This is a genomic window from Streptomyces sp. NPDC055955, assembly GCF_042270245.1.
Taxonomy (GTDB): Bacteria; Actinomycetota; Actinomycetes; order Streptomycetales; family Streptomycetaceae; genus Streptomyces.
The window spans coordinates 122,535-147,855 of sequence record NZ_JBHJYS010000022.1 but is presented as its reverse complement, the minus strand read 5'-3'; the positions used below and the strand labels follow the sequence as shown (position 1 = coordinate 147,855).

Below are 25,321 nucleotides of genomic sequence, written 5' to 3'. Positions count from 1 at the left end.
CCGGGCGCCGGGCTCTAGATGCGCGCGGAGGCCGCGGGCGGAGCCGTCGACGCGCGCAGGACCGGCCGGGACGGCAGACGGGACGTGACCGTGACCTGATGGCCCGCGAGCAGGTCGATGAGGCGCGTGACGGCGAGCGCGCCCACCTCCTCCACCGGGACGTCGAGCGCGGTCACGGGAGGTGTCGTGGACCTGAGGCTGCTCAGATCGTCGGCCGCGGCCAGGCTGACGTCCTCGGGCACCCGGCGATGGGCCGCCGCGAGTCCGTGCAGCAGGCCGAGCGTCAGATAGCTGTTGTAGGCGAGCACGGCCGTGGCGTCGGGGGGAAGGGTGCGGGCGGCTTCTATCCCCGCGTCGAACGTGGGCGGCAGCGGGCCCAGGACATGCAGCCGGGCCTTCGCCTGCGCCGCGCGCTCCGTCAGGATCGCGGACCGCTGCCCGTCGGCCCAGGAACCGGCGGGGCCCGAGACATAGGCGATGTCCCGGTGTCCCTGGTCGAGGAGGTGGTCCATCAGCTGGGCGAGGCCCGTCGCCGTGTCGGCCACGACTGCCGGCAGCCGGCCCACCTGGCGGTCGACCAGTACCAGAGGAAAGCGCCGCGCGCGTTCGCGCAGCGCGGCGTCGGTGCCCACCGGTGTGACCATGATCAGTCCGTCGGCCTGTTCCGCGAGGCGGTCGGCGAGCTCCGCCTCGCGCACGGCGTCGTACTCCGAGACGGCGATCAGAAGGTGATGGTCGGTCTTCTCGGCGGTCTGCTGGGCGCCCATGACGAGCGGCGCGAAGAACGGGTTGGAGAGCGTCGGCACGACCAGGCCGACCAGTCCCGTCCGGCCGGTGGTGAGCGCGCGGGCGGCGGCGTTGGGGTGGAAGCCGAGGCGCTGCGCGGCGTCCAGCACGCGCAGGCGAGTGGGTTCCGCGACCAGCTCGGGGCGCTGCAGGGCCCGTGAGGCCGTGGCCTTCGACACCCCCGCCGCGCGCGCCACATCCATCAGCGTCGCCATCGCCGCCCCCTGCCTGACGTGCCCGCCGAGTGTGCGCGGGCCCCTGTGTTCACATTCGCTTTACGGCATGTCATCATACCTGCAACCGGTCTCTGCAACCGGTTACAGAACCCGGTTGCAGAGACCTGGCCCAAGCCGGGTGCCCCCACCTCCCGCGAGCCCTCCCCGCGCCGACGCCGCCGCAGGCCGCCCCGCCCGACCCCTCATCCCCGCCGAGGTTTCGTATGCCACCCACCGCTCCGACCACCGGCGAGCAGACCGCCGTCACGACCGAGCCACCCGTCTCGCGCGTCGAACGGCTCTTCAGCGTCCGCGGCCGCGGCAGCACCCACCGCACCGAACTCGTGGCGGGCGCCTCGATGTTCATGGCCGCCGCCTACGCCGTGGTCGTCGTGCCCGGTCAGCTGGCCGGCGCCGGTGTGCCGCACGGCGCCGCCACCACCGCCGTCATCATCGCGATAGCCCTGGCCACCCTGGCGATGGGCCTGATAGCCAACCTGCCCTTCGTCGTCGCCCCCGGCCTCGGCGGAGTGGCCCTCGTCGCCTTCACCATCGTCGGCCAGGACCACGTCCCCTGGGACACGGCGCTCGGCATGGTGTTCTGGTCCGGCGCGGCCTTCCTCCTGCTCACCCTCCTCGGCATCCGTGATCTCGTGACACGCCTGATGCCGATGCACCTCAAGTACGCCATCAGCGGCGGCCTCGGCCTCTACATCGCCCTCATCGGATTCCGGGACGCCGACCTCGTCGTCGGCAACGCCGACAAGGCGGCCCTGGCCGTCGGCGACCTGTCCGCGCCCGCCGGTCTCCTTGCCCTGGCCGGCCTGCTGCTGCTCACCGCGCTCGCGTCGCGCAAGGTGCCCGGGGCGTTCCTCATCACCATCGCGGCGGTGACGGTCGCCGGCATCCCGCTGGGCGTGACCGAGGTCCCCGACAGCCTCATCTCGGCGCCGGACTCGCCCGGCCCGCTGCTCTTCCACATCGACGTCCTCGGCGCCCTCAAGCCCGAGTACTTCCCGTACATCTTCGCCTTCTTCGTCTCGGAGTTCTTCTCCATGACCGGGACCCTGCTGGCCGTCGCCGGACGGGCCGGGCTCCTCGACAAGGACGGCAACATCCCCGGCTCCCGCCGTCCGTTCCTCGTCGACTCCGTCTCCGTGATGGGCGGTGCCGCCGTCGGCGCGCCCTCGATGACGGCCTACCTGGAGTCGTCCGCCGGCCCCGACTCGGGGGGCAGGACCGGCCTCGCGTCGGTGTGGGCGGCCTGCGGTTTCGGCCTCCTGCTGCTGGTCACCCCGTTCGCGACCCTGATCCCGTCCGCGGCCACGGCGCCCGTCCTCATGTACATCGGGCTGAACATGCTCGGCGCCCTCAAGAACGTCGACTTCAAGGACCCGACGCACGCCGTCCCCGCGGCACTGACCGTCGCGACCACCTTGTTCTTCGGCAACTTCGGCACCGGCATCGCGACGGGCCTGGCCGCGCACGTCCTGGTCAAGACCGTCAGCGGACGGATCCGCGAGGTGGCCTGGCCGTTGTGGATCGTGATGATCCCGCTCGGCTACTACTTCTACACCCTCGTCCCGTGACGACACCGTCCACGAAGGAGCACGACGACATGAGTGAACAGCACGACCTCCGGATCTTCGGCGGCAGCGTGGTGTCCACCTTCACCGGCGAGGAGTTCCCCGCGGACGTACTGGTCCGGGGGAGCGAGATCAGCGCCGTACTGCCGCCGGGCACACCCGCCGAGGCGCGCGAGGAGATCGACGCCACGGGCATGCGGATCGTCCCCGGTTTCGTGGACGCCCACATGCACATCGAGAGTGCCTTCCTCACGCCGCAGCAGTTCGCCGCGGTGACGCTGGCCCGAGGCACCACCACTGTTCTCGCCGACCCGCACGAGATCGTCAACGTCGCGGGCCGGGACGCCATGCGGTGGATGATCGACGCCGGTGACCGGACGCCGCAGACCCAGCTGTGGGGCGTGCCCTCGTGCGTGCCCGCGCTGGAAGGGCTCGAGCACGCCGGTGCGGCGCTGTCCGCCGACGACATCGCGGAGATGCTGCGCTGGCCGGGCGTGGTGGCCCTCGGCGAGGTCATGGACTACCGGGCGGTCGTGGCCGGGGACCCGCGGATGGCCGCGGTCACCGCCGCCGCCCGCGCCCAGGGAACGATCCTGGACGGCCACTGCCCCAACCTCAGCGGCGCCGAGCTCAGCGCCTACCTGGCCACGGGCGTGGACTCCGACCACACCAAGAACCGCACCGAAGTGGTCCTGGAGAAGGCCCGCCTGGGCATGACGATGATGCTCCAGGAGAAGTGCCTCGACGAGGACGTCGCGAAGGCACTGCTCGCCCTGCCCCAGCTGCCGCCGCTGTGTCTCGTGACCGACGACCTGGCGGCCGACCACATCGTCACCGAGGGACACCTCGACCACATCGCCCGCGTGGCGGTGGCGGCGGGCTTCCCGCCGCACGTCGTCCTGCGCGCGCTGACCTGGACCCCGGCGCAGCGGCTGCGGCTGTACGACCGGGGGGTCGTCTCGCCGGGCAAGCGGGCCGACCTGGTCCTCCTGCGCGGCGAACTCGCCGCGTTCGACCCGGCCGTCGTACTGGCCGGCGGCCAGATCGTGGGCCGGGACGGAGCCGCGGTGTACGAGGCACGGTCCGCGGAGGCCGGCGCCCTGGAGAGCCGGGTCGACGTGGAGGCGCAGGACGAGGACGGGTTCCGCTGGCGCGTGGACCTGCCGGACGGGACACACCGGTTCCGGGCCATGCGCGTGAATCCTCGGGACACCTACACCGAGGCCGCCGAGATCGAACTCCCGGTGTCCGGTGGCGAAGTGGCGTGGGAAGGCAGGACCGTACTGGTCCGCGTCCGCAATCGCCACGGCCGTGACGGAGTCGTCTTCGCGCCGCTGCTCGGCCGGGACCTGACGGAGGGCGCCGTGGCCACCACGTACGCCCACGACAGCCACAACCTGGTGACGATCGGTACGTCCCGTGCGGCGATGGCCGCAGCGTCGGCGACCGTCGTGGCCGACGGAGGCGGCGTGGCCGTCGTCCGGGGTGCCGCCGGCGAGAGCGTGGCGGCGCGGATGCCGCTGCCGGTGGGCGGCGTGCTGTCGGCCCGGCCGGCCGCGCGGGTCGCCGAGGAGGCGGGCGCGGTGCGGGCCGCCCTGGAGGCATGGGGCTGGGAACACCTCAACCCCTTCATGAGCGTGTCCACTCTCACGCTCGCCGTGTCCCCCGCGCTGAAGATCACTGACCGGTCGCTGGTGGACGTCGTGCGGCGCGCGCCGGTGGGGGCCACGGTCGGTTCCTGAAGGGGATCGGGGGAGTGGCGGCCGTAGTCCTCGATGTCCGGCCGCCACCCCTGACGAGGCTCAGGCCGGCTGCCTCCGAGTCGGCTTCCAGCCCGGGCGCGGGACGGCCGCGCGCAATGCCCGCGTGTACTCCTCCTGGGGGGCGCGCAGCAGGTCGCGGGTGTTGCCGCGCTCGACGATCCGACCGCCGGACATCACGACGGCGAAGTCGCTGATCTGGTGGACCACGGCGAGGTCGTGCGAGATGAACACGTAACTGATACCGCTGCGTTCACGGATGTCGGCGAGCAGATTGAGGATCTGCGCCTGGATGGACACGTCGAGCGCCGCCACCGCCTCGTCCAGGACGAGCACCTCCGGCTCGACGGCTATGGCGCGGGCGATGGCGACGCGCTGCCGCTGCCCGCCGGAGAGCTGACGGGGGAGCATGGCAGCATGCCGCTCGGCCAGCCCGACCGCTTCGAGCAGCTCAAGGGCCCGCCTGCGCCGTTCGGCGGGAGTCAGCGGGAAATGAAGGGCGAGGCTGGTCTCCACGACGTCGCCGATCCGCTGGAGCTTGTCGAGCGAGGCGTAGGGGTCCTGGAACACGATCTGGATCTCCCGGGCGCGCCTGCGGCGTTCCCCCGACGACACCCGCCCGCCGGGACGCGGCCGGCCGCACACGCTGATCGATCCGCCGGACGGGGTCTCCAGGCCGACCAGCATCCGCGCGACCGTCGTCTTGCCGGAGCCGGACTCGCCGACCACTGCCAGCGACTGGCCGCGCGACAGCGTGAAGGACACGTCGTCGACCGCTACCGCCTGCCCGAACTCCTTGCGCAGACCGGCCGCCTCGATCACGAAGTCGCTCATGACTCTCCCTGCAAGGTGAGTTCGCCGGCCCGCGTGCACGCCACGCGGGCCCCCTCCAGTTCCACCACGGCCGGCCTCCCGTCCGCGCAGTACGGCCGCGCATGCGCACAGCGCGGGGCGAAGGCGCAGCCGTCGTCCGCCTCGAACGCGGCAAGAGGCCTGCCGGGGATGACCGGCAGCCGGTGGACGACCTGATCGATGCTCGGCCGCGAAAGCATCAGCCCGGAGGTGTACGGGTGCCGGGGCGTGGCCGTCAGCGCGCCGGCGGCCTGGGTCTCCACGATCCGGCCCGCGTACATGACGGCGAGCCGGTCGCAGGTGGCCGCCGCCAGTTCCAGGTCATGGGTGATCAGCAGCATGGCCATGCCGCGCTCCCGCCGCAGCTCGTCGAGGATGGCCATGACCTCGGACTGCGTGGTGACGTCCAGGGCCGTGGTCGGCTCGTCCGCCAGCACCAGATCGGGCTCGACGGCCAGGACCGACGCGATCATGACGCGTTGCAGAAGCCCGCCGGACAGCTCGTGCGGATACTGGCGCATCCGGCGCTCGCCGTCCGCGATGCCGACGTCCGACAGGAGCCGCACCGCCCGTGCCTTCGCCTCCGGGGCGGGCACCCCCAGGTTGGCGATCATGGCTTCGGTGAGGAAGTCACCGATGCTGCGCACCGGATTGATGTGGGCCCGCGGATCCTGGAAGACCATCGCGATGCGCCGGGCCCGCAGACCGCGCAGCGCACGCCGGTCCATGGCGGTGACCCGGAGCCCGTCGAAGACGATGTCACCGGTGACGCGCGCTCCCGGCGGTGTCAGCCCGAGGATCGTCCGCGCCGTCATGGACTTGCCCGAGCCGGACTCGCCGACCAGGCCGACGGCTTCGCCCCGGCCGATCGACAAGTCGACCTCTTCGACGAGGGGCCGCCAGTCCCGGCCGGCCGGGACCGCGAGTCCGAGCCCTCGCAGATCGAGCAGACTACCCCCGGTCGGACTTTGCTCCGCCTGACTCTTCTCCGGCTGGTCCCTCTCGCGCTTCAGGAGGTTCACCGCTGGTCACCTTCCTTGCCGAGGCGGTCGCCGAGCACGATCACGGCGGCGACCACCAGCACGATCAACAGGCCCGCACCCAGCGCCTCCAGGGGCTGCCCTCGGGTCGCGCTGTCCAGTCCGCTCTTGACCATGAGCCCCCAGTCGGCGGTCGGCGGCTGCACACCGAGCCCCAGGAAGGAGATCGCCGCGAGGTCGATGACCGCGAAGCCCAGCGCGGACACCGACTGGGCGACGATGATCGGCCGCAGATTGGGCAGCAGGTGGCGTACGCAGATCGCGAACGCGGACCGGCCCTGGACCCAGGCCGCCGCCACATAGGGCATGTTGCGCTCCCGCAGCGCCGCACTGCGCACCACCCGCGCCACGTACGGGGTGTAGGCGACGGCGAGGCCGAGGACGACTCCGGTGACACCGGGGCCGAGCACGGCCACGGTGATCAGGGCGAAGACGATGCCCGGGACCGCGAACAGCACGTCCAGCAGGCGCGAGACGACCGCGTCCACCTTGCCGCCCGCCCACGCCGCGGTGACCGCCAGCGCGGTGCCGACGACGGTCGACAGACAGATGATGAGGACCGGCCCGCTCAGCGTCGTGCGGGCGCCCCACATCAGCCGCGACAGCACATCCCGGCCGAGGGCGTCACCGCCCAGGGGGTGCGCGGCCGAGGAACCGGCCAGCGAGTTGAACAGGTCCGGCTGGTCGGGGTCGTAGGGAGCAAGGACGGGCGCCAGCAGCGTGACCGCCAGTACCACGGCGAGCAGTGCCGCCGCGGTGACGCCGGGCACGCCGAGCGCACGCACCGCACGGGACGGGCCGAACCTGCCGAAGGTCCCGCGGACGCGGGCGGCCACGGCGGTCATCGGGACATCCGCGGGTCGAGGGCTTTGTAGCACAGGTCCACCACGAGGTTGATGAGGACGAAGGCGGCGACGAGAACGAGGACGACGGCCTGCACGACCGCGAAGTCGCGCTGCAGGATCGCCCGTACGAAGAGGGAGCCGAGGCCGTCGAGGGCGAACACGTTCTCCACGACGACCGAGCCGGCGATGAGACTGGCCACGGTCAGACCGGTGACGGTGATCACCGGGATCGACGCATTGCGCAGCACGTGCCGGCGGATGACGAGTGCTTCGGCGATGCCACGGCTGCGGGCGGTCTCCACATGCTCCCGCCCCAGTTCCTCGCGGACCGAGGCGCGGGTGATGCGGGCGAGGAAGGCGGCGCTGCCCAGGCTCAGGGTGATCGCCGGGAGCGTCAGGTGATACAGCCGGCCGAAGGGGCCTTCGCCCGGCCCGAACACCGGGAACCAGCCCAGGCCCAGGGCGAACACGATCACGAGGAGCACACCGATCACGAACGTCGGAGTGGCGAGGAACGCCGAGGAGACCGCGCTGATGACGGCGTCCACCCGGCCCCGCCGCAGCCCGGCCAGCACACCGCCCGCCACACCGACCACGACGATCAGGACGGTGGAGTAGCCGACCAGGAACGCGGTGGTCGTGGCGCGGGCGGCCATCAGGCCCGAGACGTGCTGCCGGTACACCAGGGAGCTGCCGAAGTCGCCGCGCACGGCGTCGCCGAGCCACGCCGCGTAGCGGACCAGGAAGGGGTCGTCGAGCCGGTACTGGGCCCGGATGGCGGCGATCTGCTCGGGCGTACCGCTGCGGTTGCCGAGCAGGAACGCCATCGGTCCACCGGGTACGAGGTAGAGCAGTCCGTAGACGAGGAACGAGGCGACGACCAGGACCACGGCCAGCGCGATCAACTTCCGTACCAGGTAGGTGGTCATCTGGCCCCCAGCCCTGCGGCCCACGGGTAGTACAGGTAGGGGAAGGACGGCACGGCGCCGGTGACCCGCTTGTTCATGTAGAGGATCACGGGCAGGTTGTTGAGCGGCATCCACACCACGTCACGGGTCACCTTCTCCTGGATCCCGGTGACGAGCGACGCCCGGGCCGCCGGATCGCCCTCGGCCCGCGCCTTGGCGATGGCACCGTCAACTGCCCTGTAGCCGCTGAAATTCGTCCGTCCGCCCTTGCGGAAGACGGTGTAGATGTCCAGCGGATCGGGCACGTTGCCGTACCAGGTGCTGAGGAAGGCGTCGATGCCCTTGCGCGCCTTGGGGTCGCTGTAGAGGTTGCCGTACTGCTCGACCGGGACGACCCTGATCTCGATGTCGAGGCCGAGCGCTTCGCCCGTGGCCTTCAGAAGGTTGGCGGTCTGCTCGTGCACGGCCGAACTGCCCTGGACACCGATCACGATGGGCTTCGTGGGCGAGCCCGCCTGGACGAGCAGTTCCTTGGCCTTCGCGAGATCGGTGGTCTCGGGCGGCAGGGCCTCGTAGGCCTTCTGATACGTCTTGCGTTCGTAGCCCCAGTAGTCGCTTCCCGTCAGCGCTCGCTGGGGGGAGGCCGTGCCCTGGAAGACGACCTTGGAGATCGCCGCGCGGTCCAGCGCGAGCGACAGGGCCTGGCGCACCCTCGGGTCGGCGTAGGGCCCGGACTTCGCCGAGCCGAGCAGCGCCCAGAAGGTGAGGGAACGGCCCAGGGTCACCGAGCCGGTGGTGGATTTCTGGAGCTGACCGAGACCTGCGGGCGGCAGATAGAAGTACTGGCCGTCGACCTCGCCGGAGCGCAGGGCGTTGACGGCGGTCGTCTCGTCGGCGATGAACCGCAGGACCAGGGACTCGGACTTGGCCCGGAGCGCCTTGTCCCAGTAGTGGTCGTTGCGGGTGAGCGTCATCGAGTCGCCCGACTTCCAGTCATGGAACATGAACGGTCCGGTGCACATCACGCCGCCGGACGGCGAGCCGAGCGACTTGCCGGCGTGGTCGAGGAACTTCTTCTGCACGACGGCGCCGGCGCCGGTGGCCATCGCCTGGTTGAACAGGGCGTCGGGCTGCTTGAGGGTGACCGTCACCTGCATGGAGCCGGTGGCGCGGACCGACTTGACGGTGTTGAAGTAGTCGCCCCACCAGGTGCCGAGCTTCGGGTCGAGGTGCCGTCGCAGGCTGGCCGCGACGTCGTCGGCGGTCAGCGGATCGCCGTTCCAGAACGTCACGCCCTTACGGATCGTGTACACCCAGGTGGTGGGGGTCGGGTTGGCCGCCTTGACGGCCAGACCCGGCTTGATCTTGAAGTCCGGGGTCAGCCGCAGCAGGCTCTCGCACATGTTGGCGAGGGCGGTGTTCTCCGCGTAGTTGAACGAGCGGATCGGGTCCAGGGTCTGCGGCTCGTAGGGGAGGTTCCACGTCACCTTGCCGAGCCCCTTGGCTGCGGCGGGGGTGGTCGTCTTGAGGTCGAGCTTCGCCGGGGCGGCGCCCTGCTGCGGTTGCTGGGCTCCGGAGGTGCAGGCGGCGAGCGTCAGGACGAGCCCGATCACGGGCAGAGCGCGGCGCTTCATCGGGAGGCCCTCTCGACGAGTCGGTCGCCCGCGGCGCGCTGCTGCCCGCCGTCGACCAGCTGTCCGTCCCGGGCGATCACACGGCCGGCGCGGACGACGAGGGACGGGACGGGCCGGTCCACGACGACCTGCGCAACCGAGTCGCCGGGAAGCAGGACGAAGTCGGCGGGGTCACCGACGCGCAGCTCCGTCCGCTCCAGGCCCAGGAGCGCGGCGCCCCCGTGGGCCACGACGGCGTAGCACGCGGCGAGTTCGGCGTCCGTGCGGGCGTCGGTGCGGTACGCGAGGAGATGGGCCCGCGTGATCATGTCGCCGTCGCCGAACGGGGTCCATGGGTCGCGTACGCCGTCGGAGCCCGCCGCGACCAGCACGCCGAGCTCGCCCAGCGGACCGAAGGGGACGACGGGGTCGGCACCCAGGGCGCAGGTCGTCAGGGACACGCCCGCCTCGGCGAGTATCTCGCCGAGGCGCGTCAGATCGTCGCCGGCGAGGTCGGCGACGCAGAAGGCGTGGCTGACCGTGACGCGTCCCTGCATGCCGTGCGTCACCGTACGGCGGGCGATCTCGGTGACCTGCTCGACGCCGGACGGACCGCCGTCGTGCAGGTGGATGTCCAGCGGGACGGCCGCCCTCTCGGAGAGGCCGAACAGGACGTCCAACTGCCCGTGCATGTCACCGTCCACGCCCACCGGATCCAGTCCGCCGAGCACATCGGCGCCCTCGGACAGGGCCTTCTCGAGAAGCTCGGCCGTTCCGGGCTCGGTGAGCAGGCCGAGCTGGGGGAAGGCCACCACCTGCACATCGAGCAGGCCGGCGCGCGCGGCCGCGGCGGCACGGACGCCGTGCACATTGGACAGTCCGTGGACGGGCGCCACGTCGACATGCGCACGCATCGCGCGGGTGCCGCGGGTGAGGGCACGGTCCATGAGCGCACCGGCGCGGTCCTCGACCGGAGTCGGCATGTCGGCTCGCGCGGCCACATCGCCGTCGATCAGGTCCCGCAGGCTCGACGCGGGAGTACGGCTGAGCCAGGTCTGGCCCCAGGTGGTCTTGTCGGGATGGATGTGCGCGTCGACCGGCGAGGGCAGGGCCAAGGCGCCACCGCCGTCCACGACTTCGTACTCTTCAGGCAGCGCGGGAGGGGTGATCGCGGCGATGCGCCCGTCGGCGACCAGAACGTCGCGGGGCTGCCCGCCGTCCAGACGTATGGCTGTGAACAAGATGTGCGTCATGACGGCATTACTCCTTCGTTGGAGACGAACCGACCGATAGAGTTATCAGGTCATCAGATGACTAGAGAAGGGGTTGGGATGAAAAACGTGGAACGGGCTCCGTCGCTCGTCGACACCGTGATCGCCGCACTGCGACAGGAGATCGCGGCGGGCACCTGGCAGCTCGGCGACAAGATCCCGTCCGAGAGTCGGCTCGCGGAGACGCTGGGCGTCAGCCGACTGTCGGTACGCGAGGCCGTGCGCGTCCTGGTGCACTCGGGCCTGCTGATGACCCGTCAGGGCAACGGGACCTTCGTGACGGCCACCGACGAGGCGGAGGTCGCGCTGCGCCGCCAGCTCGACCGCGCCGCCGCCCAGGACATCATCGACGTACGCCGCGGCCTCGACATCGTCGCGGCCCGGCTCGCCGCGACGAGGCGTACGGCCGACGATCTCCAGCAGATGCGCAAGGCCCTGGACGACCGGGCCGACGCCAGCCGCAACGCCGACGTGGACGCCTTCGCGGATGCCGACGTCGACTTCCACCTCCGCATCGCCGAGGCCTCCCACAACCCCGTGCTGCAGAACCTCTACCGGGGCATGAGCGACGCCCTGCGCGACAGCGTCAAGGCCGACCAGTGCATGAAGCACACCCTCAGCGGCGACGACACCTCGCACGAGGACCTGCACCGGGCCGTCGAGGACGGCGACGCGGGCGCCGCGGCGGCCGTCGCGGTGGCCATTCTCGACCAGCAGGAGACCGGCTCCGATGCCCAGGCCGGCTGACCGTGTCCCGGACGCGCGTCCCCTGCCTCCCGCCGGGCGTGGGGTACGGCCCCATGACCTGCGACGCGGTGCGAGAATAACGGTCATGGCAGGGGATGACACTTTTGAACCCGAGTCGGAGCGGGTCACGCGCACGCTGCGTGATCAGATTCTCGACGGTGTGCGGGCGCCGGGCAGCAAGCTCGTGGAGCGGGAACTGGCGGCCGAGCTGGGGGTGAGCCGCCTGCCCGTCCGTGACGCCCTCAAGGACCTGGTGAACGAGGGGCTTGTCACCCCACGCCCGCGGAGCTGGGCGGTGGTCCGTGAGTTCACCGCCTCCGATGTCGAGGACCTCGACGAGGTCAAGGCCGCCCTGGAGATGCTGGCCTTCCGTCTCGCCGCCCAGCGGCGCACCCGCGCGGGACTCGCACGGCTGCGGGCGGACCTGGACGCCGAGCTGAGGGCGGCGGCCAAGGGCGATGCCGTACTCGCGCGGCGGGCCGCGGCCGACTTCCACGAGACGGTGACAGGGCTCGCCGACAACGAGCTCCTGAACGAACTCGGCCGCACCCTGAGCAGCCGCATGCGATGGCTGCTCGGCCAGCACGACGACATCTCCGGCGTCGCCAAGGAGCACGAGGAGCTGTACGAGGCGATCGAGGCCCGGGACGTGCCGCGCGTCGAGGAACTGGCCCTCAAGCACCTGGCGACCGGCCGCAGCGAGGCCGCCGCGCACCGCAGGCGCACCCCGGAGCAGTAGCCGCACACCCGCGTCCGTCATCACTCGCCCCGGCTTCGTGCGGGCATCCCCTCCAGCACGGCGTAGGCGATCAGGGCGACGAGCAGGCCGGTGACCGCGTCGGAGAACTCCGGCGCGTACCAGTGCACGAGCCCCCCGGCGGCCGCTCCGGCCGCCCACGCGGCGAACGCCGTGGGGCGCACCGCCGCCTCGGCCCGCCCGTCGATCCGGCGGCGCAGCAGCACCTGGTCGGCGATCAGTACGCCGCCGAGCGGGGGGACGAACACACTGAGGACGACCAGCCAGTCGAGGAAGTGGTCCCACACACCGGCCAGCGCGGCGACCGTGCCGACGGCCCCCAGGACGAGCGTCATCACACGCATCCTCGTACGGGTCAGATGCGACCAGCTGAGCGCGCCGTTGTAGAGACAGTGGCTGCAGACGGAGCCGAGGTTGACGAAGACGAACACCGCGGCCAGTACGTCGAGGACGGCTCCGTGCCCGCCGGTGAGGATCGGGAGGAAGTTGCCGCCGACCGTGCCCGCCGAGGCCACGGCGCCGGCCGCGACGACGATGCCTCCCGTGATCTGGGCGACGAGACTCGCCACGGGGAACGCGGTGGCCGTCGCGATCACGGCCTGCCTGCCGTTCTTCGACCAGCGGGTGAAGTCGGCCGTCATCGTCCCGGAGTCCGCGAACGTCGCCATGATGAGGGACACGGCGGCGCCGAAGGTGAGGGCGCCGCTCCCGCCGACGCCCTTGTAGTCGAGGACGCTCGCGAGGTCGTGGTCCCTGGAGACGATGACGAGGGCTATCAGGCCGACGAGGAGGAACAGCGGGGCGGCGACCGCGCCCAGCCAGGACAGGGCGCGGATGCCGAGGAACGTGATCGCGACGAAGGCGACCCCGGCGACGGCCGCGACGAGTTGTTCGTGCCAGCCGAACGCCTGGTGCAAGGTGGCCCCCGTCGCGCCGGTGTTGAAGGCGAACCACCCGACGACGACCGTCGCGAGAAAACCGGACGCGACGACGTAGCCGACCCGCCCGAAGGTCTTGGTCGCCTGGAGCGAGAAGCTCTCGCCGGTGCTGCCCGCCCGGTGACTGAGCAGTCCGACGTAGACCAGCATCACGAGGTTCGCGGCGACGATCGCGGCCAGTCCGCGCCAGAAGCCCATGAGCGCGACGACGATCCCGCCGGGGACGGCGTTGGTCAGGATCATCGGGAATCCGAACCACACGGCTGACACGGTGAGAAGGGACTTGCGGCTCTCCACCGGAACGGGCGTGTGCTCGTACTCCGGGTCCAGCTCGAGGCCCGCGTGGGCCGTTTCCGCCAGGGCGGGATCGCGTCTGTTCATGGTGGTCTCCGTGGGTTGGCCGGCGCGCCGTCAGGCGACCGTGCGGGCGAGAGCTCTGGCGGCCTGCTCGAAGACTGCGGCGGGCGGGTGCGTGATGCCGGCGCCGATCATCCCGATGCCCGCTTCCTTGTGGGCGATCGCGGTGTTGATGACCGGCAGGATCCCGGTGGCCAGGACCTTGCGGACGTCGATGCCGGTGGGGATGCCCTCGAAACCCAGGGCGGGGATGGTGACGTTCGGGTTCTGCGTCGTGGTGATCTCGCCCATGTCCCTGGTGAAGGCGACGGCCTCCTGAACGGTTCCGCCGACGAGCGCGACGATGGCGGGTGCGGTCGCCATGGCGAACCCACCGAAGCCGTACGTCTCACTGATCGCGCTGTCACCGATGTCCAGGCCGGCGTCCTCGGGCCTGAAACCGGCGAACATCGGCCCGATGACCGGCTGGGCCGGGCCCGTGAACCACTGGTTCCCGGGCAGGCCGCTGACGCGGAGGCCGAACTCGACGCCGTTGCGGGCCATCGTCGTCACGATCGTCGACCCTTCGATGCCATGAGCGGCGTCCATGGCGGCCTTGGCCATGGCGAGCCACGTGGGTCCGGAGAAGTAGTCCGAACTGGCGATGAAGTCGAAGACCTCCTTCTTCTGCTCGGTGGTGAAGCTCGTTTGCAGCAGGGCGGGAGTGAGCGCCTGCGCGAGGAGCAGGGTGCCCGCGATGTTGCGGTTGTGGCACTCGTCGCCCATGTGCAGCGCCTGGGAGAGCAGGAGACGCAGGTCGACGGGGCCGCCGATCTCCATGGCCTCCTTGAGCATGGGGCCGAGTACGTCCCGCATCCAGACGAGGCGCTCGATGACGCTCTCGTCGTTCGCCCCCATGCGGAGGATCTTCGCCATCTGCTCGGAGAGGTTGGTGAAGGCGGTGTTGCCGTGCGTCTCGTTGCGGACGATGTGCATGTACATCGACGCGGACGTGACACCGGCCATCGAACCGACGCAGTCGTGTTCGTGGCAGGGCGAGAAGGTGATCTCGCCGGATGCCGCGAGCCGTTCCGCGTCGGCGAGGTCACGCGCCAGGCCCTCGAACACAAGGGCGCCGGTGACGGCCCCCTTCATGGCACCCGCCATACGTTCCCAGGTGATCGGCGGTCCGGCGTGCAGGATCGTCGTCGGGGTCATCCCGGGCACCACGTCGATGGCCCGGCCGAAGCCGACCAGCATCGGCCGGGCGCCGACGATGCGGTCGACGGCTTCGGCGTTGGCCGCATCGGTCCGCTCGGCGACGCGCGGGTCCTCCAGCGCGTCGAGAGCCGCGAGGACCTCGGGGCTGCCGCCGCCGGGCGGAGTCCAGTCGAGGGTCGTGACCTGCGCGCCCTGGGCGGTGAGGTCCCGGTCGAACATGGCCAGTCCGACGTTGACGACGCTGAGGTCGCTGGTGAAGAGGCTGGTGGCCTGAGTGCTCATGCGCGGTGTGCCTTCCGGGCGGTCTCACGGGCGAAGTGGCCCGTCTCGGTGCTGCTGCGGGTGACGGTGACTCCGGCGGCCTCCAGGGCCGCGACCTGATCGGCGAGGGCCGGGGTGTCGAGGTCGGTGCCCAGGACGTATCCGACGATCTCCAGGTGACGGCCGGCGTCGGAGGCGATCTTCCTGGCCTGCGCGATGGCGGGGAGCGTGACCCCGACCGGGTCCTCGTGGGCGCCGAACCCGAGGACGAAGTCCATGAGGACGACGGCCACTTGGGGGTCCTCGGCCTCCTGGACGAGTCGCGCCAGACGCAGGGACGGGTCGATCATCGGGTGCGGGCGGCCGTTGGTGAAGTCGTCGTCGCCGAAGTCGAGGAAGGTGTGCCCGACGCTGGGACTGTCGGCCGTCAGTCGGCGCCCAGGGTCCTTCTGGATGTTGCTCCACACGTTGTCGCTCACTTCGAGCAGCGCGTACATGGACTCGTCGCACAGGGTGCCGCCGCAGAACAGGCCGCGCACGTACCGCTGTTCAGGCGCGAGGCGGGCGCAGAGCTCGTCCACCTGCTTGGCGGCCAGTTCGTCGACGGCCGCGTGGGCGTCCACCCCGAGGCGGACGGCCTGGAGCGCCGCGTCCTGGGTGCTCGCGGCGAAATGCCCGCCGGCCGCGGTCACGGCCTCCTCGGATCCGCCGACGAAGTAGACCACCACGGGCTTGCCGGCGCCCGCGATCTCGGCCAGCACCTTGTCCTGCACCGCGGGAGCGGGCGGCTTGGAGACGAGGACGATCACGCTGGTCCCGGGATCGTCGGCGAGCGCCCGGATCCCGTCGATCATCATGATGCCGCCCACCTGCTCACTGAGATCGCGGCCGCCCGTGCCGATGAGCTGCGAGATGCCCGCCCCCAGCGCGTGGATGCGGACACTGACCTCCTGCGCGCCGGTTCCGGACGCCGCGACGACACCGACGGTGCCGGGCCGCACGGCGTTCCCGAAGCACAGCGCGACATTGTTGATGATCGCGGTACCGCAGTCGGGTCCCATCATGAACAGGCCCTTGCTGTGCGCGAGTTGCTTGAGGCGAACCTCTTCCTCGATGGGGACGTTGTCGCTGAAGACCATCACGTGCAGGCCGTTCTCTAGCGCCTTGCGGGCTTCCCGGGCCGCGTACGCGCCGTTGACCGCGACGATCGCGAGGTTCGCCCCGGGGATGGCGCGCGCGGCGCTGTCGACCGTGCGGTACGTGACCTTGTCCGCACCCTCGCTCGCGCCGGGCGCCTTCTGCACGAGGAGCTCCTCGACCTCCGTCAGGAGCGCCGCGTGGTCGGCTTCCTCGCCGGCCTCCACGACGATCATGAGGTCCCCGGTGCCCGCGGCGCCGAGATCCGCCGTGAGGAGGCCGAGGTTGCTCAGCACGCCCTTGTTCATCTCGGTACCCATGGCGACGAACGCCTGCTCCACGCCGGGCAGTTGGTTCGCCCGGGTCGAGATGGACATCAGCGACACCGAGTCGAAGTAGGTGTTCTTCTTGACGACTGCTGTGATGCTCACAGCGAACCTCGCAGTTCTTTCTCCAGGCGAAGCCCGGTCACGAGACCGGACAAGATGTCGGTGCCGGACGTGTGACCGATGGCCAGCACGTGTCGGACCGAGGTGCGGACGGATTCGGTTGCCCGCGCCTCGCTCCACCCGCTGGGGTGGGCCAGCGCGTGCAGGACGTCGAGCAGCGAGGCGCGGGCCCGTCCCGCCAGGGCCTCGTCGAGTGTGGTGACGCTCAACCGCGTGGTGCGGCCGGGGTGTTTGAGCAGGACGTCCTGAAGCGCCCGCCCGAACGCGCTGAGCCCGCTGCCGTGAAGCGAGGACAGCAGGGCCGGAGCGGTCAGGAAGTCGTCGCCCGCGGGTGTCAGACCCGGGCCGAGTCCGAGAAGCGACAGGACGCCGCGGCGTATGGCGTCGTCGTCCGCGGACGTGATCGCGCGTACGAGAGCCTCGCGCCCGTCGGCGAGTGCCCGGGTGACGGCGGCCTCCATCGACGATGCGGTGGGAGTCGGGCCCAGCATGCCGCCACGCGAGCCGTGCGCCTGGATCAGCCGGTCGAGCGCCGAGGCGGCAGCCTCGAGGTCGCCCAGGCCGAGTGCCGCGAGCGACGGAAGAATGGGATGCCATTCATCCGCGCCCTCCGTATGCACCCGCAGGTGTGCGTCCGTCGTGCGGACGGTGATGACACCCGGCGCGAACTCCACGGCCCGACCCGCCGAGATCCCCCTCCCCGACCAGTCGTCCGCATCGGTGACGAGGGTCCGGGGAGCGTCGCCACCGCCTCGGGCGGCGAGGGCGACGAGCCTCTCATCAGGCATCAGTACGTTGACAGTCCGCTGGAAGACGCTGTCGACGACGCCCTGCCCGCGGAGCGCGCGTAGGTACGCGATCAGTGCGGCGTCGCCGGACACGGCGCGCAGCTCGGTGGCTGTACACAGAGAAGTCACTGCACCCTCCTCGCCCTCACCGTGCCCGTCGGGCGTGATGGCTTCCCTTCAACATTCGCTCACTGGTATACCATTTGACAATGGGGAAGCGAACAAGTCTGTGGAGGGAATCCATGCGCATCGTCGTGGCTCTCGGAGGCAACGCGCTGGCCCGTCGGGGGGAGCCGATGACGGCCGACCATCTGCGGGCGAACGTGAGATCCACCTGCGAGGCCCTCGCCGGCCTCGCCCGACAGCACGAGCTCGTGATCACTCACGGGAACGGACCCCAGGTGGGTCTGCTGGCTCTGCAGAACCTCGCCTACCAGGACGTGGCGGCGTACCCGCTGGACATCCTCGGCGCGGAGACGCAGGGCATGATCGGTTATGTCATCCAGCAGGAGCTCTCCAACGCGCTCGCCGGGGAGCGTGAAGTGGCGGCGATCGTCACGACCACCGAGGTCGACGAGGCGGACCCGGCCTTCGAGCGCCCGACGAAGCTGATCGGTCCCCAGTACTCCGCGCAGGACGCCGCTGAGGCAGCGGCCGAGTACCGGTGGACGATCGCGCGCGACGGTGCGGCGTTCCGGCGCGTGGTTCCGTCGCCCGCCCCGCGGCGCATCGTCCAGGCGCCGCTCGTGCGCATGCTCCTGGAGAACGGCCGGCTCGTCGTGTGCGTCGGCGGCGGAGGCGTGCCCGTGAAGACCGACGGCAAGGGCCGCCAGACCGGTATGCAGGCCGTGGTGGACAAGGACCTCGCCAGCGCGGCACTCGCGGCCGAGCTCAAGGCGGACATGCTGGTTATGCTCACGGACGGCGACTACGTCAGTGAGAACTGGGGCACTCCCGAGCAGCGGGACATCCTGACGGCATCCCCGGAAGCGATCGCCGAACTGTCCTTCGCCGAGGGGTCCATGAAGCCGAAGGTCGATGCAGCGGTGCGGGTCGCGAAGGCCGGCGGACGCGCACTCATAGGACCGCTCGAACGGATCGACGACCTGCTGGAGCGCCGCGTGGGCACGGAGATCCGGGCCGACGTGCCGGAGGGGATCGTCTTCGCCTGAGCCGAGCTCGAGGCCGAGGTCGAGTCGAGGCCGAGGTCCATGGGGCTTGTGCAGGAAGCCTTGCTACGGCAGGAAGGCCTCATGGCGCCCCGGAACAGGAGCGTATTTCTGTTTCAGAGGGCGTGGTCCGGCTATCCACCCGGGGGAGTCGGACCACACCGTCGGACCCCACCCTCCGCATTTCCTGGATATCGCCTTCTCAAGCGCCGCGACTTCCGCTTCCCTGCCCATTTTTTACTTCGCTCGGATGACGAGGGAAAGTATTTGCGCGCGCATATACGCGGGTAGATCGGTGGCCCGCCAGTGTGGCCGTCGCGACCGCTGCCAGCAGGAGCAGGGCGAGGGGGATCCAGACGGCCGAGGTGAACCCGTGCAGGGTGGCGGCCCGCGGGCTCCCGTGGAAGGCCGCCGCCGCGCTCGCGGCCACCGTGTTGAACACGGCCGACCCGATGGAGCCGCCCATCTGCTGGGCGGAGTTGACCGTCGCCGAGGCGATGCCGGCGTCCTGTGCGGGCACGTCCGAGGTGGCGCCGGTCATGATGGCCAGGAAGCTGCCGCCCATGCCGACACTGAAGGTGACCAGCGCGGGCAGGACGTTCGCGGCGTAGGTGGAATCCGGGTCCAGGAGCGTGAGCTGGAACAGTCCGCACGCGGAGATGCACAGACCGGCCGTCATCATCACGCGCGGGCCGAACCGGGGCAGGAGGCGTGTGCCGAGCTGGGTGGCGGTCGCGGTGGTGACGAGGCTGATGGGCAGGAAGCCCAGGCCGCTGGCCAGCGCGGACCAGTTCAGCACGGTCTGCAGGTAGTACGTGAGATACAGCGAGACGGACAGCTGGCCCGCCATCAGCGCGCCACCGGCGAGCAGTGAGGCGACGCGGCGGCGGTCGCGCATCAGTCGCGGCGGCAGGAGCGGGGCGGCGGCCCGGGTCTGCCACCAGGCGAACGCCGTCAGCGCGACGGCCCCGGCCAGCAGTACGCCGAGCACGCCGGGGGACGTCCACCCCTGAGCCTCCGCCCTGCTGCACGCGTACACCAGCGCCGTCAGGCCACCGCACCCGAGTGCCGCGCCCGCGATGTCGATACGGCCGGTGAGGCGCTGGGCGCGATCGCGCGGAGTCCACAGCGTGCCGAGCAGCGCGAGGAGGGCGACGGGCACGTTGACCAGCAGGCACCAGCGCCAGCCGAACCACTGCGTGAGCAGCCCGCCGAGGACGACTCCGAGAGAGGCTCCGGCGCCGCCGAGAGCACCGAAGACGGCGATGGCCTTCCGGCGCTCGCGCAGGTCGGTGAAGGTCGTGGCCACCAAGGCGAGGGCGGAGGCGGCCAGGAGGGCGGCGAAGGCGCCCTGCACGGCGCGGGCGGCGAACAGGGCCTGCGCCGTCGGGGCCGCCCCCGCTGCCGCCGAGGCGAGCGCGAAACCGAGCAGACCCGAGACGAAGACACGCTTGCGCCCCGCGTGGTCGGCGACGCGGCCGGCGAGCAGCAGCAGCCCGCCGAACGCGACCGTGTAAGAGGTGACGACCCATGGGCGGTCACCGTCCGCCATGCCCAACTCCCTCTGCATGGACGGCAGGGCCACGTTCACGATGGTGCTGTCCAGCAGGATCATCAGCTGCGCCAGACCGAGGACGCACAGCGCCCACCAGCGGCGGGGCTCCGGGCGCTGCTCCTGAGGGGTGCTGGGTGACGGTGGAGGGGCTTGCATGCAGTTTTTGTATACCAAAATGCGGTCGAACGTAAAGGTAGCGGCTGCCAGGCGAGGCTGAACGCTTGGTTGGTATGCAGAATCACCGTTCGCGGGTGCGTGAGGCCGCGGCGGGCGGGTCGGCAGGCCCGTGCCGTACAGAAACAATTTGCGCACGCAATCTTCACTGCGTGAGGGTTGTCACGGTGGGGCGTTGTGCGGTGTCGCATAAATTCTGGGCGGCGACCTATTGACCGCCCCTACCACCCCCCGTAATCTCCCGTTCCGAAACAAGGAAAAGTAATTCCGCAATACGGAAACGCCGGGAGTGTGTCATGGCCGCCGTGCACGAGAAGCCACCCACCGCTGCGGTCGAAGGGGAACCCCGGACGAGCCCCGGGCTGTACAGCCCCGACCTCGCCCCCACGAAGAAGGAAGGGCGCCGCTGGGGCGCCTACAACGTCTTCACCCTCTGGGGCAACGACGTGCACAGCCTCGGCAACTACGCCTTCGCGATAGGCCTGTTCGCCCTGGGGATGAGCGTCTGGAACATCCTGGTCGCCTTCGCGGTCGCGTCGGCGCTGCTCTTCCTGCTCCTGACCCTCTCGGGATACATGGGCAACAAGACGGGCGTCCCGTTCCCCGTCATGAGTCGCATCGCCTTCGGCGTCAAGGGAGCGCAGATCCCGGCCATCGTGCGCGGTGTCGTGGCCATCGCCTGGTTCGGCATCCAGACGTACCTGGCGGCCTCCGTGCTGGGCGCGCTCGTCAAGGTGCTCTTCCCCGGGCTGCGCTCCCTCGACGAGAACTCGATCCTCGGACTCTCCACCCTGGGCTGGGCGACGTTCCTGACCCTGTGGGTCGTCCAAGTCGTCATCGTCAGCTACGGCATGGAACTGATCCGCAAGTACATGGCGTTCGCGGCACCGACGATCCTCATCACGATGTCCGCCCTGGCGATCTGGATGTTCATCCGCGCCGACGGCTCCATCTCGATGTCGACCGGGCACGCGCCGCACGGCCTCGACATGTGGCGCCAGATCTTCGAGAGCGCCGCCCTCTGGGTCGTCATCTACGGCACCTTCGTGCTCAACTTCTGCGACTTCACACGCTCCGCCAAGAACCGCCGGGCGATCGTGCGCGGCAACCTCGTCGGTATCCCGGTCAACATGCTGTTCTTCGCCGGCATCGTGGTCGTGCTCAGCGGGGCCCAGTTCAAGCTGAACGGCGAAGTCATCACCGGGCCCGAGGACATCGTGCGCTCGATCCCCAACACCTTCCTGATGGCGGCGGCCTCACTCGCGTTCATCACGCTGACGATCGCGGTGAACCTCATGGCGAACTTCGTCGCGCCGATCTACGCCCTCGTCAACCTGTTCCCACGCACGCTCAACTTCCGCCGCAGCGGCGTGGTCAGCGCCGTCATCGGCCTGGTCATCCTGCCGTGGAACCTCTACGACAACCCGACCGTGGTGAACTACTTCCTCGGCGGCCTCGGAGCACTGCTCGGCCCCGTCTTCGGCGTTGTCATGGCGGACTACTGGCTGGTCCGCAAGACCCGCGTCAACGTCCCCGACCTCTACACCGACGACCAGCAGGGCGACTACTTCTACCAGCGCGGCTTCCACATGAAGGCCATCGCCGCCTTCGTGCCCGCGGCCGCCGTCGCCGTCGTCATCGCGCTGGTCCCCGCCTTCAAGTCCGTCTCAGGGTTCTCCTGGTTCATCGGCGCGGTCCTCTCCGCCGTCGTCTACCTGGTCCTCGCCGACCGCAGGAAGACGACCCGGGACGTCGACGGCGAGGCCATCGCCGTCGACGCCGCCTGACTGCTCCGCACCACCCTCGTACCACCTTCGGCCCAGGCCGGACCCGGCAAAGAAAGCCCAGAAATGCGCATCCTCGTCGTCAACGTCAACACCACCTCCTCGATGACCGAGAGCATCGGCGCCCAGGCCGCCGCCGTCGCCTCACCGGGGACGGAGATCGTGCCCCTCACCCCGCCGTTCGGCGCCGAGTCGGTGGAGGGCAACTACGAGAGCTACCTCGCGGCCGTCGCCGTGATGGAGGCGGTCCGCTCCTACTCGCACCCTTTCGACGCCGTCATCCAGGCCGGATACGGCGAGCACGGACGGGAGGGGCTCCAGGAACTCCTCGACGTCCCGGTCGTCGACATCACGGAAGCCGCCGCGAGCACCGCGCAGTTCCTCGGCCACCGCTACTCCGTGGTCACCACGCTCGACCGGACCGTGCCGCTCATCGAGGACCGGCTCAAGCTCGCGGGGCTTTCCGACCGCTGCGCGTCGGTGCGGGCCAGCGGAATGGCCGTACTGGAGCTGGAGAGTGACGAGGAAGCGGCCGTCGAGGCCATCGTGGAGCAGGCGGCACAGGCCGTCGAACGGGACAAGGCCGAGGTGATCTGCCTCGGTTGCGGCGGCATGGCCGGTCTCACGGAGCGAGTCGTCGAGCGCACCGGTGTCCCCGTCGTGGACGGCGTCGCGGCGGCCGTCACCATCGCCGAGTCCCTCGTCCGCCTCGGCCTCTCGACCTCGAAGGTACGCACGTACGCGGCGCCCCGCCCCAAGAGCATCAAGAACTGGCCGCCGCGGGCCGCATGAGCCCGGGCATCGGCCTGCCGGTTCCGGGTGTCGCGTCGACGGCCGGTCCCGGGCGCCGCGGAGTGAGGGACATGTCTCCGCGGCGTTCGCCCGCGGCCTGGCCGGCGATCGGCTCGTCGCCCTCGCCGGACAGCCGCGCGTGAGCCCGGTCAGCGGACGACCTCGAACACCTGCTTCTGCAGACCGTTGGCGTAGGCCTCGGACTCGACGAGCTCGAGCTTCTGGGTGTCCTTGTCCGTGTCGCTGAACAGGCGCTTGCCCGCGCCGAGGAGCAGCGGGAAGACGAGCAGGTGGTAGCGGTCGATGAGGCCGGCGTCGGAGAGGCTCCGGTTGAGGGCGGCGCTGCCGTGGATGATGATCGGCCCGCCCTCGGTCTCCTTGAGCGCGGCGACCGCGTCGAGGGAGCGCAGGACCGTGATCTCGCCCCAGTCCGCGACGAGTTCGTCCTCGGTGAGGGTGGTGGAGACCACGTACTTGGGCATGGCCTTGTACTGGGCGAATTCCTCCATGCCGGGCCAGACGGGGCTGAACGCCTCGTAGCTGACGCGGCCCATCATCATGGCGGCGGCCTCCTGCTGCTCGCGGCCCTTGATCTCGAACGCCTCCGGGAGGAACTCGACGTCCTTGAAGGTCCACCCGGAGTTCCGGTAGCCGGGCTCGCCACCCGGGGCCTCGACGACGCCGTCGAGCGAGACGAAGGCGGTGCTGATCAGAGTGCGCATCTCGAGGTCTCCTGGTGTGTTTCGTACCGTTCGGCGGGCGGTGATCGGGATTTCCGGCCGTTCGAGCGGTGGCCGATAGGGCACCTCGCCCGCGGATCACCGCTGTCACTGACTGGATGACTGCGGCGCCCGGGAAAAATCATCGGCGGGCGCCGGGGCACTCGCCTCGCCCGGCCCGGTCGCGCTCCAACCCCCTAGTCATCCACCGCCGGTTGCGGCAGCAGGGCCAGGAGCTGTCGGGTGTGGCCGGGCAGCTCCACGTCCGCCAGGCCCGTGATGAGGTCCCTGAGGGGGAGGGGCTGATTGACCAGGACCTTGTCGTGGGACAGCAGCAGGGCGGGCACCAGCGTGTCGAGTTCGGTCTCGCTCAGCATCGGGCCGCCGAGGGCGCAGAGGGCGTCTGCCTGGAGGCGGACACGCTCCCGGAGCCCCGCGTTGCCGCCGGCGAGCCCGATGACGTGCTCGATGGTCCATGTGTCGTGCGCCGCGCGGGTGTCGTACGTCGTGGGTGTTCCCGCGGAGGCGGCGGAGACGGTCGCGATGGTGGTGGCGTTCACGAGGGCGACGTGGGCCAGGATCTGGTCGGCGTTCCACTCGCCCGCGGGCGGGACGAGGCTCGTGTCCCCTGAGTCGGCCACTGCGGAGGCGGCGTCCAGCAGCGTGCGGTAGGCGTCCCTGAGGGAATCGGTGTCCACCATGGCTTCTTCCTCGAGTCCTGCGCGGAGTGACTGTGGGGGGAGCGGCTGTTGTCGTTCCTGTCGCTTCAGGCGTGCGAACTCGACATGCTCCACGGCGCCTGCGGGAGCACGTCGCCGGTCTCGAGCAGGGACTTGAGGTTCGCGAGCACGGCAGGCCACCCCTGTGAAATGCCGTTCAGCATCTCCGAGTCGGGAAGGTTCTCGTGGGTCACGGTGAGACGGACGATGTCTTCGTGCGGCTCGACGAGGAAGGTGACGACGGACGGGGCGCGCGGCGGCTGGGCGTCCGGTGTGTCCTCGAACGTGATGACCAGACGCGTCGGCGGCTCGGCCTCGAGGACCTGACCCACGACGTCGACGGCCCCTGATCCGTCCACGCGTCGGTGTTCCCAGGCCGAGCCCGGCTGCCAGTCGGAGACGTTGGCGTGTCCCCAGTAGCGTGCCGTCAGGTCCGCGTCCGTCAGGGCCCGCCACACCTGCTCCGCGCCGGCCCGGATGTAGGTGACGTAGACGTAGGACGGTACGGATGCTGATCCGCTGGTCATGGCGTACTCCTCTGCCTGGTTCCTGATGGCGCTGATCGCTTGCAGACGGGGTTTGTCGAACTCGGAGATCCAGCGTTCCTCGATCTCGTGGATCGGGGCCGGATTGAGGTAGTGAAGCCGTTCGCGTCCGCGTCGGACGACGGTCACGAGCGCGGCCCGCTCCAGGATGTCGAGATGCTGGGTGGCCGACTGGCGCGCCATGTCCAGGCGGTCGCACAGTTCGCGCAACGTCTGGCCGTTGTGCTCACGCAGACGGTCGAGCAGCCGCCGCCGTGTGGGATCGGCCAGCGCTTTGAAGACCTGGTCCATCGCTGTCGCTTCGTGGCTCACACTCCGATTATGCAGGTATTCACCTGCATAATGCCAGCGGTC

The 25,321-nt window shown here is 70.4% G+C and carries 22 protein-coding genes; 7 read left to right on the top strand and 15 right to left on the bottom strand.

Annotation, left to right across the window (positions count from 1 at the left end):
- Positions 1–14 precede the first annotated feature (14 nt).
- Entirely contained in the window at positions 15–1,001 is a 987-nt protein-coding gene (locus tag ACFC96_RS34875) for a LacI family DNA-binding transcriptional regulator (protein ID WP_376615977.1), read from the bottom strand.
- A gap of 224 nt (positions 1,002–1,225) precedes the next feature.
- Here ACFC96_RS34875 and ACFC96_RS34870 point away from each other — a divergent pair, with 224 nt between their 5' ends.
- Positions 1,226–2,590, top strand: a complete 1,365-nt coding sequence (locus tag ACFC96_RS34870; protein WP_376261038.1) for an NCS2 family permease — start codon at positions 1,226–1,228, stop codon at positions 2,588–2,590.
- 29 nt (positions 2,591–2,619) lie between these two features.
- Positions 2,620–4,329 carry an adenine deaminase C-terminal domain-containing protein gene (locus ACFC96_RS34865; protein WP_340457186.1) on the top strand — a complete coding sequence of 570 codons (1,710 nt, stop codon included), beginning with the start codon at positions 2,620–2,622 and terminating at the stop codon, positions 4,327–4,329.
- A 60-nt stretch (positions 4,330–4,389) separates the two neighbouring features.
- Here the strand turns inward: ACFC96_RS34865 and ACFC96_RS34860 are convergent, their stop codons facing one another.
- Genes ACFC96_RS34860 through ACFC96_RS34835 form a run of 6 tightly spaced genes read right to left on the bottom strand, consistent with a single transcriptional unit; the run spans position 4,390 to position 10,858 of the window.
- Positions 4,390–5,181, bottom strand: a complete 792-nt coding sequence (locus tag ACFC96_RS34860; RefSeq protein ID WP_376615975.1) for an ABC transporter ATP-binding protein — start codon at positions 5,179–5,181, stop codon at positions 4,390–4,392.
- Complete coding sequence (locus ACFC96_RS34855) at positions 5,178–6,221, bottom strand: ABC transporter ATP-binding protein (RefSeq protein WP_376615973.1); 1,044 nt, start codon at positions 6,219–6,221, stop codon at positions 5,178–5,180. Before ACFC96_RS34855 ends, ACFC96_RS34860 begins: the two co-directional genes overlap by 4 nt.
- On the bottom strand, positions 6,218–7,084 hold the full coding sequence (locus tag ACFC96_RS34850) for an ABC transporter permease (protein ID WP_340457190.1): 867 nt from the start codon (positions 7,082–7,084) through the stop codon (positions 6,218–6,220). The genes ACFC96_RS34855 and ACFC96_RS34850 overlap by 4 nt, the downstream gene beginning before the upstream one ends.
- Positions 7,081–8,013, bottom strand: a complete 933-nt coding sequence (locus ACFC96_RS34845) for an ABC transporter permease (RefSeq protein WP_340457191.1) — start codon at positions 8,011–8,013, stop codon at positions 7,081–7,083. Before ACFC96_RS34845 ends, ACFC96_RS34850 begins: the two co-directional genes overlap by 4 nt.
- Positions 8,010–9,626: an ABC transporter substrate-binding protein gene (locus tag ACFC96_RS34840; protein WP_376615971.1), complete on the bottom strand. Its 1,617-nt coding sequence runs from the start codon at positions 9,624–9,626 to the stop codon at positions 8,010–8,012. The genes ACFC96_RS34845 and ACFC96_RS34840 overlap by 4 nt, the downstream gene beginning before the upstream one ends.
- A complete protein-coding gene (locus ACFC96_RS34835) occupies positions 9,623–10,858 on the bottom strand; it encodes an amidohydrolase family protein (protein WP_376261050.1) in 1,236 nt (411 codons plus the stop codon). The genes ACFC96_RS34840 and ACFC96_RS34835 overlap by 4 nt, the downstream gene beginning before the upstream one ends.
- Before the next feature lie 78 nt (positions 10,859–10,936).
- Here ACFC96_RS34835 and ACFC96_RS34830 point away from each other — a divergent pair, with 78 nt between their 5' ends.
- Both ACFC96_RS34830 and ACFC96_RS34825 read left to right on the top strand, forming a co-directional pair.
- Positions 10,937–11,623 (top strand): FCD domain-containing protein, encoded by a 687-nt coding sequence (locus ACFC96_RS34830; RefSeq protein ID WP_340457194.1) that lies wholly within the window; start codon positions 10,937–10,939, stop codon positions 11,621–11,623.
- A gap of 85 nt (positions 11,624–11,708) precedes the next feature.
- The gene (locus ACFC96_RS34825) at positions 11,709–12,362 is read left to right on the top strand and encodes a GntR family transcriptional regulator (RefSeq protein ID WP_340457195.1); all 654 of its coding nucleotides are present in this window, start codon (positions 11,709–11,711) and stop codon (positions 12,360–12,362) included.
- A 20-nt stretch (positions 12,363–12,382) separates the two neighbouring features.
- Here the strand turns inward: ACFC96_RS34825 and ACFC96_RS34820 are convergent, their stop codons facing one another.
- The 4 genes from ACFC96_RS34820 to ACFC96_RS34805 are packed head-to-tail and all read right to left on the bottom strand — an operon-like array spanning position 12,383 to position 17,639.
- A complete protein-coding gene (locus tag ACFC96_RS34820; RefSeq protein ID WP_376261052.1) occupies positions 12,383–13,699 on the bottom strand; it encodes a cytosine permease in 1,317 nt (438 codons plus the stop codon).
- A 30-nt stretch (positions 13,700–13,729) separates the two neighbouring features.
- Positions 13,730–15,157, bottom strand: coding sequence for a DUF1116 domain-containing protein (locus ACFC96_RS34815; RefSeq protein WP_376261054.1), 1,428 nt, complete (start codon positions 15,155–15,157; stop codon positions 13,730–13,732).
- Positions 15,154–16,704, bottom strand: coding sequence for an acyl-CoA synthetase FdrA (fdrA, locus tag ACFC96_RS34810; protein ID WP_376615969.1), 1,551 nt, complete (start codon positions 16,702–16,704; stop codon positions 15,154–15,156). The genes ACFC96_RS34815 and fdrA overlap by 4 nt, the downstream gene beginning before the upstream one ends.
- A complete protein-coding gene (locus ACFC96_RS34805; RefSeq protein WP_376615967.1) occupies positions 16,701–17,639 on the bottom strand; it encodes a DUF2877 domain-containing protein in 939 nt (312 codons plus the stop codon). The genes fdrA and ACFC96_RS34805 overlap by 4 nt, the downstream gene beginning before the upstream one ends.
- 113 nt (positions 17,640–17,752) lie before the next feature.
- Here ACFC96_RS34805 and arcC point away from each other — a divergent pair, with 113 nt between their 5' ends.
- Positions 17,753–18,682 (top strand): carbamate kinase, encoded by a 930-nt coding sequence (arcC, locus tag ACFC96_RS34800; protein WP_376261060.1) that lies wholly within the window; start codon positions 17,753–17,755, stop codon positions 18,680–18,682.
- Between the two features lie 199 nt (positions 18,683–18,881).
- On the opposite strand, the gene ACFC96_RS34795 is transcribed toward arcC, so the two are convergent.
- Entirely contained in the window at positions 18,882–20,390 is a 1,509-nt protein-coding gene (locus tag ACFC96_RS34795) for an MFS transporter (protein ID WP_376615965.1), read from the bottom strand.
- 314 nt (positions 20,391–20,704) lie between these two features.
- Here ACFC96_RS34795 and ACFC96_RS34790 point away from each other — a divergent pair, with 314 nt between their 5' ends.
- Both ACFC96_RS34790 and ACFC96_RS34785 read left to right on the top strand, forming a co-directional pair.
- Entirely contained in the window at positions 20,705–22,195 is a 1,491-nt protein-coding gene (locus ACFC96_RS34790; protein WP_376615964.1) for an NCS1 family nucleobase:cation symporter-1, read from the top strand.
- A 63-nt stretch (positions 22,196–22,258) separates the two neighbouring features.
- Entirely contained in the window at positions 22,259–22,984 is a 726-nt protein-coding gene (locus tag ACFC96_RS34785; protein WP_376261065.1) for an aspartate/glutamate racemase family protein, read from the top strand.
- Positions 22,985–23,133: 149 nt separating this feature from the next.
- Here ACFC96_RS34785 and ACFC96_RS34780 read toward each other — a convergent pair whose 3' ends face one another.
- The 3 genes from ACFC96_RS34780 to ACFC96_RS34770 all read right to left on the bottom strand — a co-directional run bounded on the left by ACFC96_RS34780 (position 23,134) and on the right by ACFC96_RS34770 (position 25,258).
- On the bottom strand, positions 23,134–23,706 hold the full coding sequence (locus ACFC96_RS34780) for a dihydrofolate reductase family protein (RefSeq protein ID WP_376615962.1): 573 nt from the start codon (positions 23,704–23,706) through the stop codon (positions 23,134–23,136).
- A 194-nt stretch (positions 23,707–23,900) separates the two neighbouring features.
- Complete coding sequence (locus ACFC96_RS34775) at positions 23,901–24,404, bottom strand: hypothetical protein (RefSeq protein ID WP_376261069.1); 504 nt, start codon at positions 24,402–24,404, stop codon at positions 23,901–23,903.
- Positions 24,405–24,469: 65 nt separating this feature from the next.
- Positions 24,470–25,258 carry an ArsR/SmtB family transcription factor gene (locus ACFC96_RS34770; RefSeq protein ID WP_376261198.1) on the bottom strand — a complete coding sequence of 263 codons (789 nt, stop codon included), beginning with the start codon at positions 25,256–25,258 and terminating at the stop codon, positions 24,470–24,472.
- Positions 25,259–25,321: the final 63 nt, after the last annotated feature.